This is a genomic window from Streptomyces humicola, from assembly GCF_024436035.1.
In the GTDB taxonomy this organism is placed as follows: Bacteria; Actinomycetota; Actinomycetes; order Streptomycetales; family Streptomycetaceae; genus Streptantibioticus_B; species Streptantibioticus_B humicola.
This window is the reverse complement of record NZ_JANFNG010000003.1, coordinates 314,214-330,906: the sequence shown is the minus strand read 5'-3', so window position 1 is coordinate 330,906 and position 16,693 is coordinate 314,214. Positions and strand designations below refer to the sequence as shown.

Sequence of the window (16,693 nt, the reverse complement as noted above, 5' to 3'; positions counted from 1 at the left end):
CGAGCTTAGGGTGTGACGCCGTGCGGCTCACCCGTCCAGCGGGCCCAGCGCGGCGGCCTTGTCGGGAGTGGGCGCGGGGGTGCGCTGGTCGACGGGGACGATCGGCGGCACGCCCTTCTCCCCCAGGCCCCTCTCATTGAGAAAAACATGGCGTACAACGCGCTCGGCTGCGTTCCCGTCGTCGAACTCGCAGAACTTGCGGCGGAACGCGGCGCGGTCGGCCGCCGCCGCCTCGTCGCACCAGGCGCCCGACGCGAACAGCTCCTCGACCTCGTCCTGGCTGCGGGCGACCGCGCCGGGGCTGGTCGTGGTCAGGTCGAAGTAGACGCCGCGGGTGACCGAGTAGGTCTCCCAGTCGTCGGCGAACACCACGATCGGCCGGTCCAGGTTGGCGTAGTCGAACATCACCGAGGAGTAGTCGGTGATCAAGGCGTCGGAGGCGAGGCAGAGCTCCTCGACCGAGTCGTAGGTGGACACATCGATGATCACCCCGCGCCGGTGCAGGTCCTCCAGCGGGGACAGCCCGCGGTCGTAGAAGTAGTGTCCGCGCACCAGCAGCACGAAGTCGTCGCCGAGGCGTGCCGCCAGCCGCTCCAGGTCCAGGCGCGGGGTCCACTCGGCCTCGTAGTCGCGGTGGGTGGGGCAGTACAGCACCGCCTTGCGTCCCGGGGCGATGCCCAGCCGCTCACGCACACGCAGCACGTCCTCGGCGCTTGCGCTGTAGAAGACGTCGTTGCGCGGGTAGCCGTAGTCCAGCGAGGTGAACGGCACGGGATAGGCGCGCTGCCAGGTCTCGGTGGAGTGCTGGTTGGCGGAGACGGAGAAGTCCCAGCGGGCGCACCGCTCCAGCAGTGCTTCGTAGTTCTCGCCGCGGGAGGTGGCGGGGAAGGGGATCTGGTCGACGCCCATTCGCTTGAGGGGGGTGCCGTGATGGGTCTGGACGTGGATCTGGCCGGGCCGCTTGAGGATGGTGTCCGGGAAGTTGACGTTGTTGACGAAGTATTTGGCGCGGGCCATCGCCAGCCAGTAGCGGCGGGTGCCGGGCACGATGTAGTCGATGCCCGGCGGGACCAGCGGCACGTTGGCGCGGCGCACCACCCACAACTGCCGGATGTTCGGGGCGAGTTCGGCCAGCTTGACGGAGATCGCGGCGGGGCTGCAGGCCAGCCCGCGATCCCAGTAGGCGGAGAAGACCGCAAGGTCCTCCTCAAGCGGCAGCCGCATCAGCTCGCGGTAGGCGCCGTCACGCGCCTTCTCGCCGAGTACCTGCTTGGCCTTGACGGCCACCGTGCGCAGCCCCCGACGCCTGCGGTTGGCCGCCTGCAGCGCCCGGTAGCCGGAGAACGAGCCGCGCTCCAGCATCGAGTGGCGCACGCCGTTGAGATTGGCCGGGCGGGTGTAGCCGACGGGCCTGAAACGCCGGAAGTGCTGGGCGGCTGCGCGGAAGAACTCTGCCTGATCGCGCTCGCTCAGCCCGGGCAGGGTCAGCACCTTCAGGTACCGCTGGATCTGGCTGTTGAAGACGAGCAGGCGGTGCTCGGCGGTGAACGACGGGCGCTCCAGCAGCTCCCACAGCCGCTCGTACTGCGGGAAGAGGGTCAAGTGCCCCTCGGGCGCCGTGGCCTCCGGCTCGCGCACCCGTACGCAGATCGCGTCGTGGATCGCGATGCGCTCGGCGACGAGCAGACTGCCGATGCCGGGGAGGGCCGGTTCGTAGTCGTCGTTGGTGAACAGGTCGAGGTGGTCCCGGTAGAAACCGGTGCGGACGAGCCGGTTGGCGAGGCTCGCGGTGACCTGCAGCACCTCGGGGTGTGCGGCAAGACCGAACGCGTCCCGGCCCAGCTCTTGGAAGTGTTTCGCGTCACCGCTGGGGATCGCGGGGTTCGACCAGTGGGCGCGCACATGGTCGAAGAGGACGACGTCCGGCTCGCCGGCCTCGGCGACGCGCCGGGCGAGTGCGGCCGGCGCGCCCGGGAGGAGGATGTCGCGCCCGTCGAGGAAGAGCAGATAGCCGCCGTTCGCCTGTTGGACGCCCGTGTCCCTCGCTTCGCCCGCGGTGAGCCGGTGCGGGAGGTGGATCACCTTCACACGTTCGTCGCGGTCTGCGTACTCGTCGAAGATGGCGGCCGTGGCGTCGGTGGAGGCGTTGTCGACGCCGATGACATCCAGCACCGGAGCGAAATGCCCGGTTTGCCCTTCTTGTCGAAGGATGCTGTCGAGGCACTCCCTCAGGTGCCCCTGCGCGTCGCGGGCGGTGACGATGACGCTGACGCTGACGCTGAACGCCGTGGAGTGGGTCATGGAGTGACGATTCCTGTAAGACGCGGCGAGTGTGGGACGGGTTGCAGACGGAAGATGAATTTTTAAGTGCTGAAATCCTACGGCAGAGCGACGCCCTTTAGGCTGTCGGGCATGACGTGGTTGATCACAGGTGGTGCAGGCTACATCGGGTCGCACGTGGCGCATGCCATGGCGGACGCAGGCGAGCGCGTCGTCGTGCTCGACGACCTTTCGACCGGTATCCGGGAGCGGCTGCCAGAGTCCATTCCGCTGGTGAAGGGGTCCACCCTCGACCGCGAGCTGCTGGACCGCACCATCGCCGAGCACAGTGTGACAGGTGTGGTGCACCTCGCCGCGAAGAAGCAGGTCCCGCAGTCGGTCGCCGAGCCGCTGCTGTACTACCGGGAGAACGTGCACGGCCTGGAGGTGCTGCTCAGTGCGGTCATCGACGCCGGCCTGCAGCACTTCGTCTTCTCCTCCTCCGCGGCGGTCTACGGCATGCCCGACGTCGACCTTGTGACAGAGGACACGCCCTGCGCCCCGATCAACCCGTACGGAGAGACCAAGCTGGCCGGCGAGTGGCTCGTTCGGGCGACAGGGAAGGCGCACGGCCTCGCCACCACGTGCCTGCGGTACTTCAACGTCGCGGGGGCGGCGCAGCCTGAGCTGGCGGACGTCGGCATCTTCAACCTGGTGCCGATGGTCTTCGAGAAGCTCGACCAGGGCCTGGCTCCGCTGATCTTCGGGGACGACTACCCGACACCCGACGGCACCTGCATCCGCGACTACATCCATGTCCAGGACATCGCCTCGGCACACCTCGCCGCCGCGCGGCGGCTGGCGGCGGGGGCGACGGGCGATCTGACGGTCAACATCGGACGCGGCGAGGGCGTCTCCGTGACCGAGATGGTCGGCCGGATCCGCACGATCACCGGCCACGAGGCCGTGGAGCCGAAGGTCGAGGGGCGACGGCCCGGCGACCCGGCGCGCGTGGTGGCCTCGGCGGAGCGCATCCGCTCCGAGCTGGGCTGGTCGGCGCAGTACGGCGTGGACGAGATGATCTCCTCGGCATGGGCGGGATGGCGGGCCCGGCACGACGCGTAGGGCGCGCACGCAGACGAGCGAAACTGTGAGCGGGCGCAGAAGCGAACGGCGGTGGGCGCCACCCGGTGACCGGTGAGGCGCCCACCGCCGTTCTGCGGCTCCCGGACTAGTCCGGCGAGGTGTTTCCGTAGGCGTCCATGCCCGGCACGGTGAGCGTGCCGCCGAACTGCCCGGCCTGCGTGACCGTGACGTTGGTGAAGAACGCGAACGGAACGTTGACCGGCGGCGGGCTGTCGGGGCTGAAGGTGACCGGGATGAGCCCGAAGAGGTCGCCCTTCAGCTCCTGGGTGTACATCGTCACCGTGCCGTTGCGGATCGTCGACGTACTGCCCGGGGCGGCCTTGACATGGTTGTACGTGCCGTTGGAGCCGTCCTGAATCTGGTGGAGGTCCTTGATGTCCACGGCGGTGGCCGTGAACTTCAGCACGTCCTTGACGCTGCCGTTCTCCGTCTTCACCTTCACGACGCCGTGGTAGTCCAGGCCGGTCAGGGTCAGCAGGGAGGTCTTGAGCACCCAGGGCTGGTTGGGCAGCAGCTCCGGCGTCTGCTCAAGGCCCGCGTCGGCGAGCGCCTTGGCGTTGTAGGTCGGGCACGGGTACGGCGTGCCGTTCCCGGAGGACGACGACGAGGCCGTGGGGAGCGCGGAGGCCGCGTTGGAGACCGTCTTGGTCACGGAGTCCGTGGCGCCCTTGGCGGTCGAGGCGACCGAGCCCGTGGTCTTGCTCACCGTCTTCGTCACCGAGCCCAGCAGGCCGCTGCTGCCGCTGCCCGACGAGCTCGCCGACGGCGAGGCGCTGGGCGTGGGCGACGCGGACGACGAGCCGCCGCCCCCGGTGAGGGTGTTGCCCAGGCCGGAGAGCGTGTTGCTGAGTCCGCCGAGCAGCCCGCCCCCGGAGTTCGTCGTGTTCGACGTGCTGCCGGCCGACGAGGACCCCGACGACTTCGACGCGCCCGGTGCCTTGGCCTGTGTCGAAGCCTTCGGCGAGGCTGACGGCGTCGGCGAGGTCGACGGGGAGGCGGACGGCGAGGGCGTCGCGGAGGGGGAAGCCGACGCCGAGCTCGACGGCGAGGGCGAGTCGGACTGGCTGACGCAACTGTCGCCCGAGAAGGGGTTCTTGGGCAGTTCGTCGGCCGAGGCGAGGCGCGGCGTGAGTCCCATGCCCATGATCACGGCGGTCGGCATGGCGGCCATCGCTATCGCCTTGCCCGCCGAGGCGTTGGCACGGGTCAGCAGCGACTTGCGGGGAGCCGCGTGGCGCGGCCCCGTTCTCGTACCGGAACCGTCGCCCTCGGCGACCTGGTCCTCCGGCAGAGCATCGTCACGCACGGTGCCTCCCGTTCAGCGACTTGTCGTCCCCGAACGCCGACCAGGCGGGCTCCGGGGTCCTCTCGTGGCCACCGCCGCCGTCGCCCGCGGGTCCCGGGGGCGTGGCGCCCTCGCCCGCGGCGTCCGGCGCCGTGGTGCCGGGCGCCCACGCGATCGACAGGCCGCCGCCTATCAGCGCCAGCAGGAAGCCGACCAGGAAGCCTCCGAAGTTGGAGACGACCAGCGAGACCAGCGCCAGCAGGATCGCGGCGACGCCGGCGAAGAATCGGGCCGCCGACTGGAACCACATGGTGATGCCGAGCACCACCAGCAGTACGCCGATGATCAACGATCCGGAACCGGCCGTGGTGGCCATGCGGATCGTCAACTGGCCGAGGGTCAGGTTGGCGTAGGGCAAATACATGATCGGCAGTCCGCCCAGCAGCGTCAGCAGCCCCGCCCAGAACGGGCGCTGATCACGCCACGAACGGAAGGACCGGCGCCAACTGCCGATTCGGTCAAGCAGTCCGTGCGGCTTGGCGCTCATCTGCGACTCGGCGCTCATCGTAAACAGCTCCCTGCGACCGGCAATGGTGGTTCAGTTGCGACGGCACGAGCGAGGGACGAGGTCCCGTCCCTCACCCGGCCGTCGATGTGCGTACGAGCGCGTCAGCGGCTCAGAAGCACTCGTTGTCGCCCTTGCTGACCTTCATCTGCAGGCCGCTGAGCTTGAACGTTCCCGCGCTGGTCGCCCAGGCGGTCTGCTTGACACCGGTCAGCGTCGCCGAGTCGGCTTCCTGGGCGAAGGAGCCCGGGTCCGCCTTCTCGTTGCCGCCCTTCATGCCGGGGCCCTTGGTGCTGTCGCCTGCGGCAACACCGATATTGATGTTGTTGAACTGGGCGTCGGCGTTCAGCTGGTCCAGGTCGATGTAGAGGTTCTGCGCCTGGACCGGAGTACCGCTGCCGCCGGCGGTCAGCTTCATCGAGAAGTCGCCGAACATCGGGACGGGAACGACGACCGACTGGCACAGGTTGGTGATCTGGGCGCTCTTGAACGCCGAGACCGCGACCGGAACCTGCTGGCCGTTGTGCAGCGCGTCAACGGCCCCGTACTGCAGGAAGCCCTGACCGACGAGCTTGTCGGTGCTGACCTTGAACTGCTGGCCGGAGAGGCTGAACGATGCCGCGAGAGCGCCCTGTGCAAGGGCGACACCTATCGCGGCCGTGGCAGCAACGCTCGGCACCATGACGACGGCGAACCGCTTCCATCTGGTCCCGCCACGAGCCGTGTTGGACTCCATGACTTTCCTCCTTCTCGGACGTACATCTCCGGCCTGGATGCGCGATCCGGGCCTGGGATGGGAGAAGTGCTACGTCCTCGGGAAGGAGAGCGCCGTCGTCGGGGACCGTCGTACCTGCAGGACGGCCCGTGCCCGAAGCACCGGCGATCACCCCCGAGCGACAACCACTGGCCACGCTCTCGCGCAACCTGCTGTTGGGCAGGACCTGTCCGGTCGGACAAGTACCCCCCTGCCCAAGAGCACGACGGCAGTTGCCGCGTGCCCGCTCGGTGGGGACCCTTCGCAGCGGCTCCGGTGGGGGCGGAACTGTGTGAATGGACCGAGCGCCGCCGATCGTTGTCGATTCCAAGCCGCGACACAAGGGGGGTCGTTACCGCCGAGTAACGGCGGGATAACCGACGTGCGTCCGACAAGTGGAGGACGGACACAGAGCGTACATAAAAGGGGGTGGCCAAATTCAGACACACCCGGACGTGACCGGACAGCAAGATCGCCGCGGCTTACTACAGGTAACGGCGGCCGCGTTTTATCAAGATTTGATAAACGCGGCCGCCAGGTCGCTAAATCATCAACGACCACTCACGGTGAGTGCCCACGTCAGAACAGCACGCGCGCAAGCGTGGTGCGGGCCTGGCTCACCCGCGGGTCGTCCGAGCCGACGACATCGAACAGTTCGAGCAGGTGGACCCGGGCACGATCGCGGTCCTCGCCCGCCGTGCGCCGCACGGTCTCGACCAGCCGGCCGAAGGCGTCCTCCACGTGGCCGCCGACCATGTCCAGGTCGGCCGCGTCGATCTGGGCGTCGACATCCGCCGGGCTCTCGGCCGCCGCCTTGCGCACGGCCTGCGGGTCCTTGTCCTGCACCCGGCGCAGCAGCTCGGCCTGGGCGAGACCCAGCTTCGCCTCGACGTTGGCCGGGTCGTCGGACAGGACGTTTTTGTATGCGTTGACGGCGCCGCCGAGATCACCGCGGTCGAGCGCCTCGTGGGCGGCTGCCAGAACGGGATTCTCCGGTGCCTTGGGCGCCTCGGCCGCGGCGGCCTCGCCGTCGACCTGGATGCCGGTGATACCGAACCGCTGCTCGGCCACCGCGATCAGCTGGTCGAGCACTTCGCGCACCTGCGCTTCCGGCGCCGCGCCCTGGAAGAGCGGCATCGCCTGGCCGCCCAGCACCGCGAAGACCGCGGGAATGCCCTGGACACCGAACTGCTGGAAGAGCAGCTGGTTGGCGTCGACGTCGATCTTGGCGAGCACGATCCGCCCCGCATACGACTGGGCGAGGCGTTCGAGCATCGGGCCGAGCTGCTTGCACGGCTCGCACCACTCCGCCCAGAAATCGATCACGACCGGGACCTCGGCGGACCGCTGGAGGACCTCGCTCTCGAAGGTCTCCTCGGTGACGTCGATCACCAGCTGCGCGGGGCCGGTGCTCTGCCCGCCCCCGCGGGCGCTCTGCTCCCGGCGGGCTTGCTCGGCCTTCTGCTTGGCCTCACCCGCCGCCTTCACCGCGGCGAGGTCGACCACGCCGCTCATGGACATGTTCCGTGGCTGCATAAGGCCAATCCTCCCCCCTCGCCGGGATTATCGTGAACACGCCCTGCCCGCCGACGGTGTCGGCCCATGCATCACTACCCGTTGGCGTGGGTCCCCACCCACGCCCGTGGTCGTCGCTTGTGGTCATCGCTCTTTCGCTACGGCTCGTAGCGTAACTCCATGAGTACCCGCCCCCGCAATAGCTACGGCCGACTCGGGCGTGATTTCCCTCACCGGCGACCACCGGCTACCGCGCGGTAGGGTCGCCTGGATGAGCCGCACGGGACGACCTCGAAACGCCGAGGCGGATGAGGCCATACTCGACGCGACACGATCCGCGCTGGTCGACGTCGGCTGGGGAAAGCTGACGATGGGCCATGTCGCCGAGCGCGCCGGAGTCGCCAAGACCACCCTGTACCGCCGCTGGGCCAACAAGAACGAGCTGGTGCTCGACGCGGTCGCCGCGCTCTTCGACGAACTCCAGCTGCCCGACCGCGGCAGCCTCGCCGCCGACGTCGAAGGCGTGGTGATGGAGTTCGGGGCGCTGCTCGACCGTCCGGAGACCAAGACCGCCCTGATGGCCGTGGTCGCCGAGTCGACGCACGACGAGGCGCTGCGCCTGCGCATCCGGCACGCCATCGTCGACCGCCAGAAGCGCCTCGTCGAGCTGGGCCGGGAGCGCGCCCAGGCCCGCGGCGAGCTGCCGCTCGACTCCGACGACAAGGCCGGGGAGGACGCGGCGGCCCGCAACGCGGACCTGATCTTCGACGTGATCGCGGGCGCGGTGGTGCACCGCACGCTGGTCAGCGGCGAGCCGGTGGACACCTCCTGGGCCCGCACCTTCACCGCGCTGCTGATCGGCGGCCTGCCGGCGGCGATGCAGCAGATCCGTACGGAGGCGGCCGCCGGCCAGCCTGATCAGAAGCGCGCCGGCTCGGTGTAACTCCCCCACTCCTCGCGCAGCGCGCCGCAGATCTCGCCCAGGGTCGCCTCGGCGCGTACCGCGTCGAGCATCGGCTCGATCATGTTGCTCCCACCGTGCGCGGCCGCGACCATCGCGTCCAGCGCCCTGCGTACGGCCGCGTCGTCGCGGCCCGCCTTGCGGTCGGCGAGCACCCGCACCTGCTCGCGCTCGACCTCGTGGCTGACCCGCAGAATCTCCAGGTCGCCGGTGACCGAGCCGGTGTGGCAGTTGACGCCGACGACGCGCTTGTCGCCCTTCTCCAGGGCCTGTTGATAGCGGAAGGAGGCCTCGGCGATCTCGCCGGTGAACCAGCCGTCCTCGATGCCGCGCAGAATGCCCGACGTGATGGGGCCGATGGGGTGCTCACCGGTCGGCACGGCCCGTGCGCCCAGTTCCTTGATCCTGTCGAAGATCTTCTCGGCGTCGGCCTCGATGCGGTCGGTCAGCGCCTCGACGTACCACGAACCGCCCAGCGGGTCGGCCACGTTGGCCACGCCCGTCTCCTCCATCAGCACCTGCTGGGTGCGCAGGGCGATCTCGGCCGCCTGCTCGCTCGGCAGCGCGAGGGTCTCGTCGAGGGCGTTGGTGTGCAGCGAGTTGGTGCCGCCGAGCACGGCGGCGAGCGCCTCGACAGCGGTGCGCACGACGTTGTTGTAGGGCTGCTGGGCGGTGAGCGAGACGCCCGCGGTCTGGGTGTGGAAGCGCAGCCACTGCGCCTTCTCGCTCGTCGCGCCGTACACGTCGCGCATCCAGCGCGCCCAGATGCGCCGCGCCGCACGGAACTTGGCGATCTCCTCGAAGAAGTCGACGTGCGCGTCGAAGAAGAACGACAGGCCGGGCGCGAAGGTGTTGACGTCGAGACCGCGGGAGAGACCGAGTTCCACGTAGCCGAAGCCGTCGGCGAGGGTGTAGGCGAGCTCCTGGGCGGCCGTCGAGCCCGCCTCGCGGATGTGGTAGCCGGAGACCGACAGCGGCTTGTACGCGGGGATGCGGGCCGCGCAGTGCTCCATCAGGTCGCCGATGAGGCGCAGATGGGGCTCGGGCTCGAAGAGCCACTCCTTCTGGGCGATGTACTCCTTGAAGATGTCGGTCTGCAGCGTGCCGTTGAGGACGGACGGGTCGACGCCCTGGCGTTCGGCGGCGACGAGGTACATGCAGAAGACGGGGACGGCGGGGCCGCTGATGGTCATGGAGGTGGTGACGTCCCCGAGCGGGATGTCCTTGAAGAGGACCTCCATGTCGGCGGCGGAGTCGATGGCCACCCCGCAGTGGCCGACCTCGCCGAGCGAGCGCGGGTCGTCGGAGTCGCGCCCCATCAGGGTGGGCATGTCGAACGCGACGGAGAGCCCGCCGCCGCCGTTGCCCAGGATCATCTTGTAGCGCTCGTTGGTCTGCTCGGCGTTGCCGAAGCCGGCGAACTGGCGGATGGTCCAGGTGCGCCCGCGGTAGCCGGTCGGATACAGGCCCCGGGTGAACGGGTACTCTCCCGGCCAGCCGATCCGCTCGAACCCGGGCACGGTACCGCCTTCGGGGGGACCGTAGACGGGCTCCACGGGATCGCCGGAGAGCGTACTGAAGTCCGCGTCACGCTTGCGGGCGGCGTCGTAACGCGCCTGCCAGCGGCGGCGTCCCTCCTCGATGGCTGCAGCATCCATGCGGTGTCTCCGCCTCTCTTCGCCTCCGGCGCCCGGGTCGCGGGCCTCCAGTGGCACGCAAACAATTACTAGGACGTCCTAGTAATTGTCGGTGAGAGAGAGCGGACGCACAAGGGGCGGCCTCGGGGGCCTCAGACCTTGACCGGCTCCGGGGACGCGTCCCGCACCAGCGGCTCCAGCTCGCGGGTGACCCCGCGCTCGACGAAGAACGCCGCGGTCGGCACGGTGCCGGCGAGCAGCACCCATAGCAGCCTGGCGAACGGCATCTTGGCCTTGCTGCCCATGTCGAAGGCGAAGACCAGGTAGACGATGTAGAGCCAGCCGTGCGCGATGCCCACGATGCCGACGAACCCGGCCGCACCGTTGACGTGCAGCAGGTACTTGGCGATCACGCCGATCGTCAGCAGGATCAAAAGGACACCCGTGACATACGCCATCACGCGGTACCGGGTCAGGACACTCTGCTTCATGGCAGACGAGCGTACGCGGCCCTCCTGGAGCTCCTCGCGGGACCCCCGCCTCACTCCCCCGTGAAGTCCCCCGCCGCTATCCGCAGCGGCCGCAGCAGCGCGAAGATCTCCGCGCACTCCTCGTCGTCGTAGACCCCGAGACCGAAATCCATCGCCATCAGGTCGCGGGTGGCCGCCTCGACCACCTCGCGGCCCTTGTCGGTGATGGAGGCAAGCGTGCCGCGGCCGTCGTTGGGGTTGGGCCTCTTGTCGACGAGGCCGGATCTGACGAGGCGGTCGACGGTGTTGGTGACGGAGGTCGGGTGAACCATCAGGCGTTCACCGATCTTGGACATGGGCAGTTCGCCGGCCTGGCTGAAGGTGAGCAGCACCAGCGCCTCGTAACGGGCGAAGGTCAGTCCGTACGGTTTGACGATGGCGTCGACCTGGCTGAGCAGGATCTGCTGCGCACGCATGACCGACGTGATCGCTGCCATCGACGGCACGGCGCCCCAGCGGCGGCGCCACAGTTCGTCGGCGCGCGCGATGGGGTCGAAAGGCAGGCTCAACGGCTTCGGCACGCCCCGAGCCTACCGGGGGGTCATATGCAGGCCAGAGCCGTTCCACGATCCGGGCAGGCGGCCCGCACGCGGTCCGAGGCGTGCGCGCGCCTACTGCTGCCTACTGCTCGGCGAGGCGCCGCTCGACCGCTTCCACCTTGCCCGTCAGCCCGTCGGTGACGCCGGGCCTGATGTCGGCCTTCAGAACGAGCGAGACACGCGGGGCGCGCGCCTCGACGACGGCGACGGCGCGCTTGACGACGTCCATCACCTCGTCCCACTCGCCCTCGACGGAGGTGAACATCGCGTCGGTGCGGTTCGGCAGCCCGGACTCACGCACCACGCGCACCGCGTCGGCCACGTACTCGCCCACGTCCTCGCCGACGCCGAGCGGGGTGACGGAGAAGGCGACGATCACGCGTTCACCACTCCCTCCCTGCGCGCCCTGGCGGCGATCGCGCCGGCCTCCTCCTCGCGGCGGATCCTGCGGTCGCCGAAGAAGCCGCCGGTGGGCAGTACGGCGAAGAGGAAGAACAGTCCGACGCGCCCGAGCGGCCACTTCGCCTTGTTCCACACGTCGGCGAGGAAGAGCAGGTACAGGATGAAGAGCACGCCGTGGATCATGCCGAGCGGCATCACGAGGTTGATGTCGGTGATGCGGCTCAGCAGCGAGCCGAAGATCAGCAGTGCGAGGAAGGAGATGGCCTCGGCGATGGAGATGATGCGCAGGCGGCGCAGGGCGGCGGCGGTCTTCACGTCCACGAGGGGTCCTCAATCGTCACGGGGAGTTTCACGGCGCACAATTCCTGCCATTGTCCCAGTCCTGCACCGGTCCCTCGGCGCGGGGCGGTGTGTCGGTGGTCACCACGAGGCCCTGTCCGGGCGATCTTCGCGGATCAGCCCGCTCGTCGGGTGCAGGGCTACCCCCGCCGAGGGCAGTGCCGGCGCGGCGTGGTGGGCGAGCCCGGCACCGCAGCGAGGTGCGCCCGCCGCGGCAGCGGCTGACCTCGCCGTAGGCGTCGCGGGCCCACGAAAATCGCCCGGGCAGGGCCTAGCATCGATGGTTGATGTGATCGGCCTTGACCACGGGGGACGACGATGAAGCTGGACTGGAACCGACGGACCTGCGCCCGGCGCGGCCATGTCACGTACGCGCCGAGCGAGCAGCATCTGCGCGAGCGTCTGCACGCGCAGACGGCGCTCGGGGACGCCTGGCAGTGCCTGCGCTGCGGCGACTTCGCGCTGGGCGAACCGCAGGCTCGCGGACCGGCGGGAGACGCGCCGCCGGTGCCGCGGGGACGGGCGCTGCGCGATCTGTTCATCCTGCGGGTGCTCGCCGTCGAGCGCGTGCTGCGCTTCGTGTTCATCGCCCTGGCCGCGGTGGCGGTGTGGAAGTTCAGCAACTCGCAGGACGCAGTGCGCCAGCTGTTCTCCAACGACCTGACGGCCTTCCGTCCGGTCGCCGAGCACTTCCACTACGACCTCGATCACTCCCCCGTCGTCGACACCATCCAGAAGACCTTCCAGTACAAGCACTCCACGCTGCTGATCGTGGCCGGCGCGCTGCTGGGATACGCGGTGATCGAGGGGATCGAGGGCGTCGGTCTGTGGCTCGCCAAGCGCTGGGCGGAGTATCTGACGGTGGTGGCGACCGCCGCCTTCCTGCCGCTGGAGATCTACGAGCTCACCGAGAAGGTCAGCTACCTCAAAATCGGCACGCTGGTGCTCAATGTCCTCGCGGTGCTCTACATCCTGCTCGCCAAGCGGTTGTTCGGGCTGCGCGGCGGGGCGGCGGCGTTCGAGGCGGAGCGACGGGGTGCTTCGCTGCTCGAGGTGGAGCGGGCCGCCGGGGAGCAGGCCGCCGGTGAGCGGGCGTCGGTGTAACGGCGCGGAAGGCGCGGCCGACCCCCCGGAGTCACCGATCTCCGACGCACTGTGACGCGAGCACTTCACACGGTAGCCTTCAGGGAGCCGTCGAACACTAGTGGCACAATAGTGTTACTAGTCCGTTTTTCAACACTTTAGGTAGAATCCCCCCATGGAGACCGAGAACGGCGTCCGCTGGCTCACCGACACCGAGCAGCAGGCATGGCGCACTCACTTGGAGGTGTGCCGGCTGTTGACCTATCAGACCGAACGGGATCTGCAGCCGTTCGGACTGACCAACAACGACTACGAGATCCTCGTCAACCTCTCCGAGGCCGACGACCACCGGATGCGGATGAGCGATCTCGCCCGCGCCACGCTGCAGTCCAAGAGCCGGCTCTCCCACCAGATCACGCGCATGGAGAACGCGGGCCTGGTCCGTCGTGAGAACTGCGAGTCGGACCGGCGCGGCCTGTTCGCCGTCCTCACCGACCACGGTTGGGACACGATGAAGAAGGTCGCACCGCACCACGTCGCGTCCGTGCGCGAACATTTCATCGACCTGCTGTCACCCAATGAGCTCGACGCGCTCCAGCAGGCGCTGGCCCCGGTGGCCAAGCACCTGCGCACCGTGCGGGTCCAGAGCTAGGCGGGCCGGCGGGCTCCCGGGCCCTGGTCACCGGTCAGACCGGCGATCAGCTCGTCGGCAGCCGCGTAGGGGTCGAGCGCACCGGCGACGATGCGCTCGGCCAGCGCGTCGAGGTGCTGGTCGCCGCTGAGGTCACCTATGCGCTCACGCAGCGCCGTCACGGCGATGTGCTCCACCTCCAGCGCGGCCCGGCGCAGCCGCCGTTCGGCGAGCACGCCACGCTCCTCCATCCACGCGCGGTGCTTCTCCAGCGCCTCGACCACCTCGTCGATGCCCTCGGCGCGCGCCGCGACCGTCTTGACGATCGGCGGACGCCAGTCGCCCGGGGCGCGGGACTCGCCGAGCCCCAGCATGTGGTTGAGCTCGCGGGCCGTCGCGTCGGCGCCGTCCCGGTCCGCCTTGTTGACCACGTACACGTCGCCGATCTCCAGGATCCCGGCCTTCGCCGCCTGAATCCCGTCGCCCATGCCCGGTGCCAGCAGCACCACCGAGGTGTCGGCCTGCGCGGCGATCTCCACCTCCGACTGCCCGACACCGACGGTCTCCACGAGGATCACCTCGCAGCCCGCTGCGTCGAGCACGCGGATCGCCTGCGGCGCGGCCCACGCGAGTCCGCCCAGATGGCCTCGGGTGGCCATGGACCGGATGTAGACGCCGGGGTCGGAGGCGTGCTCCGACATCCGCACCCGGTCCCCGAGCAGCGCCCCGCCCGAGAACGGCGACGAGGGGTCGACCGCGAGCACGCCCACGCGCTTGCCGCGCTTGCGGTACGCCGTGACGAGGGCCGACGTCGAGGTCGATTTCCCCACGCCCGGCGAACCGGTGAGGCCGACGACGTAGGCACCGCCGGTGAGCGGGGCCAGGGTGGCCATGACCTCGCGCAGCTGCGGCGACGCCCCCTCGACGAGCGAGATCAAGCGGGCCACGGCACGGGGCCGGCCCTCCCGGGCCTGCGCGACCAACCCTTGGACGTCCACCGTGCTGTGCTCCTCACTTCGTTCGTACGGGGGCCGGGCACCCGGCCCCCGATTCTCCCCGTGCCCGGGACCTGCGGCGTCAGGTGCCGTCAGACCCCGTCAGGCGCCCTGGTTTCCGGGGACGCGAAGGATCAGCGCGTCGCCCTGGCCGCCGCCGCCGCACAGGGCAGCCGCACCGACGCCGCCGCCGCGGCGCTTCAGCTCCAGGGCGAGGTGCAGCGCCAGCCGCGCCCCGGACATCCCGATCGGGTGACCCAGTGCGATCGCGCCGCCGTTGACGTTCACCCTTTCGGGGGTCACACCAAGGTCCTTCATGGACTGCACGGCGACCGCCGCGAACGCCTCGTTGATCTCGATCAGGTCGAGGTCGTCGACGGTCAGCCCCTCCTTCTTCAGCGCGTGCTTGATCGCGTTGGACGGCTGCGACTGCAGCGAGTTGTCCGGACCCGCCACGTTCCCGTGCGCACCGATCTCCGCGATCCACTCCAGGCCCAGTTCCTCGGCCCGCCGCTTGCTCATCACGACCACGGCCGCCGCGCCGTCGGAGATCTGCGAGGAGGTGCCGGCGGTGATCGTGCCGTCCTTGGCGAACGCGGGCCGCAGCTTGCCCAGCGACTCGGCCGTCGTCTCCGCCCGGATGCCTTCGTCCTTGCTGCAGACCACCGGCTCGCCCTTGCGCTGCGGGATCTCGACCGGCGTGATCTCCGCGTCGAAGATGCCGTTCTTCTGCGCGGCCGCGGCCCGCTGGTGGGACAGGGCCGCGAACTCGTCCTGCTCCGCGCGGCCGATGCCGAGGCGGGTGTTGTGCTTCTCGGTCGACTCGCCCATTGCGACGTTCTCGAACGCGTCGGTGAGGCCGTCGTAGGCCATCGCGTCGAGCATCTCCACGGCGCCGTACTTGAACCCCTCACGGGACTTCGGCAGCAGGTGCGGCGCGTTGGTCATGGACTCCTGGCCGCCCGCGACGACGATGTCGAACTCGCCGGCCCGGATCAGCTGGTCGGCCAGCGCGATCGCGTCGAGCCCGGAGAGGCAGACCTTGTTGACGGTGAGCGCCGGGACGTTCATCGGGATACCGGCCTTGACCGCGGCCTGACGGGCCGGGATCTGGCCGGCGCCCGCCTGCAGCACCTGGCCCATGATCACGTACTGCACCTGGTCGCCGCCGATGCCTGCGCGGTCCAGCGCCGCCTTGATGGCGAACCCGCCCAGATCCGCACCGGAGAACGTGCGCAGAGCGCCGAGCAGGCGGCCCATCGGCGTCCGGGCGCCTGCAACGATCACGGACTTCTCAGCCTGACTGGCCTGACTGGTCATGGCGCGGCCCCTTTGCGAAGGGAGGAGGTTAACGAGGGTTAAGGGCCAATGTACTGACGGGTACGGCTTCCGGTCACCGGCTGCGACATGTGATCGCGCGCACGTTGCGTGACCATGCATGTGAGCGGTGCACTTGAACCATGCTGACGCGCATCGACCACATCGGGATCGCCTGTTTCGACCTCGACAAAACTGTTGAGTTCTACCGTGCCACGTACGGCTTCGAGGTGTTCCACACCGAGGTCAACGAGGAGCAGGGCGTACGCGAGGCCATGCTCAAGATCAACGAGACCTCGGACGGCGGCGCCTCCTACCTCCAGCTGCTGGAGCCGACCCGCGAGGACTCCGCGGTCGGCAAGTGGCTGGCCAAGAACGGCGAGGGCGTCCACCACATCGCCTTCGGCACCGCGGACGTCGACGGTGCAGCCGCGGACATCCGTTCGAAGGGGGTCCGCGTGCTCTACGACGAGCCCCGCCGCGGATCCATGGGCTCCCGCATCACCTTCCTCCACCCCAAGGACTGCCACGGAGTCCTCACCGAGCTGGTCACAGCGGCCGAGGACCACTGACCGGGTGCCTTAAGACTCCTGACCAGTCGGCCGCTCCCCGGTACAGTTGTCCAGGCCGACCGGGGAGACGGTCGCAGGATGGGCACGGGGACGAAACGGGGTACGGGCCCGATCCGCGGTGTGGATCTGACACCATTCTCCGGAATGGCTATGTTCACCCGAG

Annotated in this window: 17 protein-coding genes; 5 read left to right on the top strand and 12 right to left on the bottom strand. The window is 69.3% G+C overall.

The features are described 5' to 3' along the window. Window positions 1-27: 27 nt before the first annotated feature. On the bottom strand, window positions 28-2,301 hold the full coding sequence (locus NGB36_RS07560; RefSeq protein WP_255919340.1) for a bifunctional glycosyltransferase/CDP-glycerol:glycerophosphate glycerophosphotransferase: 2,274 nt from the start codon (window positions 2,299-2,301) through the stop codon (window positions 28-30). 111 nt (window positions 2,302-2,412) lie between these two features. Between NGB36_RS07560 and galE the strand changes: the two genes are divergently transcribed. After that, a complete protein-coding gene (gene galE, locus NGB36_RS07555) occupies window positions 2,413-3,384 on the top strand; it encodes a UDP-glucose 4-epimerase GalE (RefSeq protein ID WP_255919339.1) in 972 nt (323 codons plus the stop codon). A gap of 106 nt (window positions 3,385-3,490) precedes the next feature. Here galE and NGB36_RS07550 read toward each other — a convergent pair whose 3' ends face one another. From NGB36_RS07550 to NGB36_RS07535, 4 genes are all read right to left on the bottom strand, one after another. Continuing rightward, on the bottom strand, window positions 3,491-4,711 hold the full coding sequence (locus NGB36_RS07550; protein ID WP_255919338.1) for a hydrogenase expression protein HypF: 1,221 nt from the start codon (window positions 4,709-4,711) through the stop codon (window positions 3,491-3,493). Continuing rightward, window positions 4,704-5,237 carry a DUF6114 domain-containing protein gene (locus NGB36_RS07545; RefSeq protein WP_255919403.1) on the bottom strand — a complete coding sequence of 178 codons (534 nt, stop codon included), beginning with the start codon at window positions 5,235-5,237 and terminating at the stop codon, window positions 4,704-4,706. The genes NGB36_RS07550 and NGB36_RS07545 overlap by 8 nt, the downstream gene beginning before the upstream one ends. Window positions 5,238-5,367: 130 nt before the next feature. Further along, window positions 5,368-5,991 (bottom strand): DUF6230 family protein, encoded by a 624-nt coding sequence (locus NGB36_RS07540; RefSeq protein ID WP_255919337.1) that lies wholly within the window; start codon window positions 5,989-5,991, stop codon window positions 5,368-5,370. 597 nt (window positions 5,992-6,588) lie between these two features. Then, window positions 6,589-7,545: a tetratricopeptide repeat protein gene (locus tag NGB36_RS07535; RefSeq protein ID WP_255919336.1), complete on the bottom strand. Its 957-nt coding sequence runs from the start codon at window positions 7,543-7,545 to the stop codon at window positions 6,589-6,591. Window positions 7,546-7,795: 250 nt separating this feature from the next. Here NGB36_RS07535 and NGB36_RS07530 point away from each other — a divergent pair, with 250 nt between their 5' ends. Further along, entirely contained in the window at window positions 7,796-8,467 is a 672-nt protein-coding gene (locus tag NGB36_RS07530; protein WP_255919335.1) for a TetR/AcrR family transcriptional regulator, read from the top strand. Here the strand turns inward: NGB36_RS07530 and icmA are convergent. The 5 genes from icmA to NGB36_RS07505 form a co-directional block, all read right to left on the bottom strand. Beyond that, window positions 8,443-10,143, bottom strand: coding sequence for a coenzyme B12-dependent isobutyryl-CoA mutase large subunit (gene icmA / locus NGB36_RS07525; RefSeq protein WP_255919334.1), 1,701 nt, complete (start codon window positions 10,141-10,143; stop codon window positions 8,443-8,445). The two genes, NGB36_RS07530 and icmA, sit on opposite strands and share 25 nt — an antisense overlap. A gap of 131 nt (window positions 10,144-10,274) precedes the next feature. Next, window positions 10,275-10,613, bottom strand: coding sequence for a DUF3817 domain-containing protein (locus NGB36_RS07520; RefSeq protein WP_255919333.1), 339 nt, complete (start codon window positions 10,611-10,613; stop codon window positions 10,275-10,277). A gap of 50 nt (window positions 10,614-10,663) precedes the next feature. Next, on the bottom strand, window positions 10,664-11,173 hold the full coding sequence (locus tag NGB36_RS07515; protein WP_255919332.1) for a MarR family winged helix-turn-helix transcriptional regulator: 510 nt from the start codon (window positions 11,171-11,173) through the stop codon (window positions 10,664-10,666). Window positions 11,174-11,273: 100 nt separating this feature from the next. Further along, window positions 11,274-11,570 (bottom strand): MTH1187 family thiamine-binding protein, encoded by a 297-nt coding sequence (locus NGB36_RS07510; RefSeq protein WP_255919331.1) that lies wholly within the window; start codon window positions 11,568-11,570, stop codon window positions 11,274-11,276. Then, the gene (locus NGB36_RS07505) at window positions 11,567-11,914 is read right to left on the bottom strand and encodes a DUF3817 domain-containing protein (protein WP_255919330.1); all 348 of its coding nucleotides are present in this window, start codon (window positions 11,912-11,914) and stop codon (window positions 11,567-11,569) included. Before NGB36_RS07505 ends, NGB36_RS07510 begins: the two co-directional genes overlap by 4 nt. Window positions 11,915-12,250: 336 nt before the next feature. Here NGB36_RS07505 and NGB36_RS07500 point away from each other — a divergent pair, with 336 nt between their 5' ends. Next, window positions 12,251-13,036 (top strand): DUF2127 domain-containing protein, encoded by a 786-nt coding sequence (locus NGB36_RS07500; protein WP_255919329.1) that lies wholly within the window; start codon window positions 12,251-12,253, stop codon window positions 13,034-13,036. A 154-nt stretch (window positions 13,037-13,190) separates the two neighbouring features. Further along, window positions 13,191-13,667, top strand: coding sequence for a MarR family winged helix-turn-helix transcriptional regulator (locus NGB36_RS07495; RefSeq protein WP_255919328.1), 477 nt, complete (start codon window positions 13,191-13,193; stop codon window positions 13,665-13,667). Here the strand turns inward: NGB36_RS07495 and meaB are convergent. Beyond that, complete coding sequence (gene meaB / locus NGB36_RS07490) at window positions 13,664-14,644, bottom strand: methylmalonyl Co-A mutase-associated GTPase MeaB (RefSeq protein WP_255919327.1); 981 nt, start codon at window positions 14,642-14,644, stop codon at window positions 13,664-13,666. The genes NGB36_RS07495 and meaB overlap by 4 nt on opposite strands. Window positions 14,645-14,743: 99 nt before the next feature. Continuing rightward, window positions 14,744-15,961 carry an acetyl-CoA C-acetyltransferase gene (locus NGB36_RS07485; protein WP_255919326.1) on the bottom strand — a complete coding sequence of 406 codons (1,218 nt, stop codon included), beginning with the start codon at window positions 15,959-15,961 and terminating at the stop codon, window positions 14,744-14,746. A gap of 140 nt (window positions 15,962-16,101) precedes the next feature. Here NGB36_RS07485 and mce point away from each other — a divergent pair, with 140 nt between their 5' ends. Further along, entirely contained in the window at window positions 16,102-16,530 is a 429-nt protein-coding gene (mce, locus tag NGB36_RS07480; protein ID WP_255919325.1) for a methylmalonyl-CoA epimerase, read from the top strand. Window positions 16,531-16,693 lie beyond the last annotated feature (163 nt).

What these genes read in the sequence shown, in the direction of transcription:
- NGB36_RS07540 (WP_255919337.1), bottom strand. Translation starts at nt 5,991, where the DNA reads ATGGAGTCCAACACGGCTCGTGGCGGGACCAGATGGAAGCGGTTCGCC.
- NGB36_RS07520 (WP_255919333.1), bottom strand. Translation starts at nt 10,613, where the DNA reads ATGAAGCAGAGTGTCCTGACCCGGTACCGCGTGATGGCGTATGTCACG.
- NGB36_RS07495 (WP_255919328.1), top strand. Translation starts at nt 13,191, where the DNA reads ATGGAGACCGAGAACGGCGTCCGCTGGCTCACCGACACCGAGCAGCAG.
- NGB36_RS07535 (WP_255919336.1), bottom strand. Translation starts at nt 7,545, where the DNA reads ATGCAGCCACGGAACATGTCCATGAGCGGCGTGGTCGACCTCGCCGCG.
- icmA (WP_255919334.1), bottom strand. Translation starts at nt 10,143, where the DNA reads ATGGATGCTGCAGCCATCGAGGAGGGACGCCGCCGCTGGCAGGCGCGT.
- NGB36_RS07530 (WP_255919335.1), top strand. Translation starts at nt 7,796, where the DNA reads ATGAGCCGCACGGGACGACCTCGAAACGCCGAGGCGGATGAGGCCATA.
- NGB36_RS07560 (WP_255919340.1), bottom strand. Translation starts at nt 2,301, where the DNA reads ATGACCCACTCCACGGCGTTCAGCGTCAGCGTCAGCGTCATCGTCACC.
- NGB36_RS07545 (WP_255919403.1), bottom strand. Translation starts at nt 5,237, where the DNA reads ATGAGCGCCAAGCCGCACGGACTGCTTGACCGAATCGGCAGTTGGCGC.
- NGB36_RS07500 (WP_255919329.1), top strand. Translation starts at nt 12,251, where the DNA reads ATGAAGCTGGACTGGAACCGACGGACCTGCGCCCGGCGCGGCCATGTC.
- NGB36_RS07485 (WP_255919326.1), bottom strand. Translation starts at nt 15,961, where the DNA reads ATGACCAGTCAGGCCAGTCAGGCTGAGAAGTCCGTGATCGTTGCAGGC.
- mce (WP_255919325.1), top strand. Translation starts at nt 16,102, where the DNA reads ATGCTGACGCGCATCGACCACATCGGGATCGCCTGTTTCGACCTCGAC.
- galE (WP_255919339.1), top strand. Translation starts at nt 2,413, where the DNA reads ATGACGTGGTTGATCACAGGTGGTGCAGGCTACATCGGGTCGCACGTG.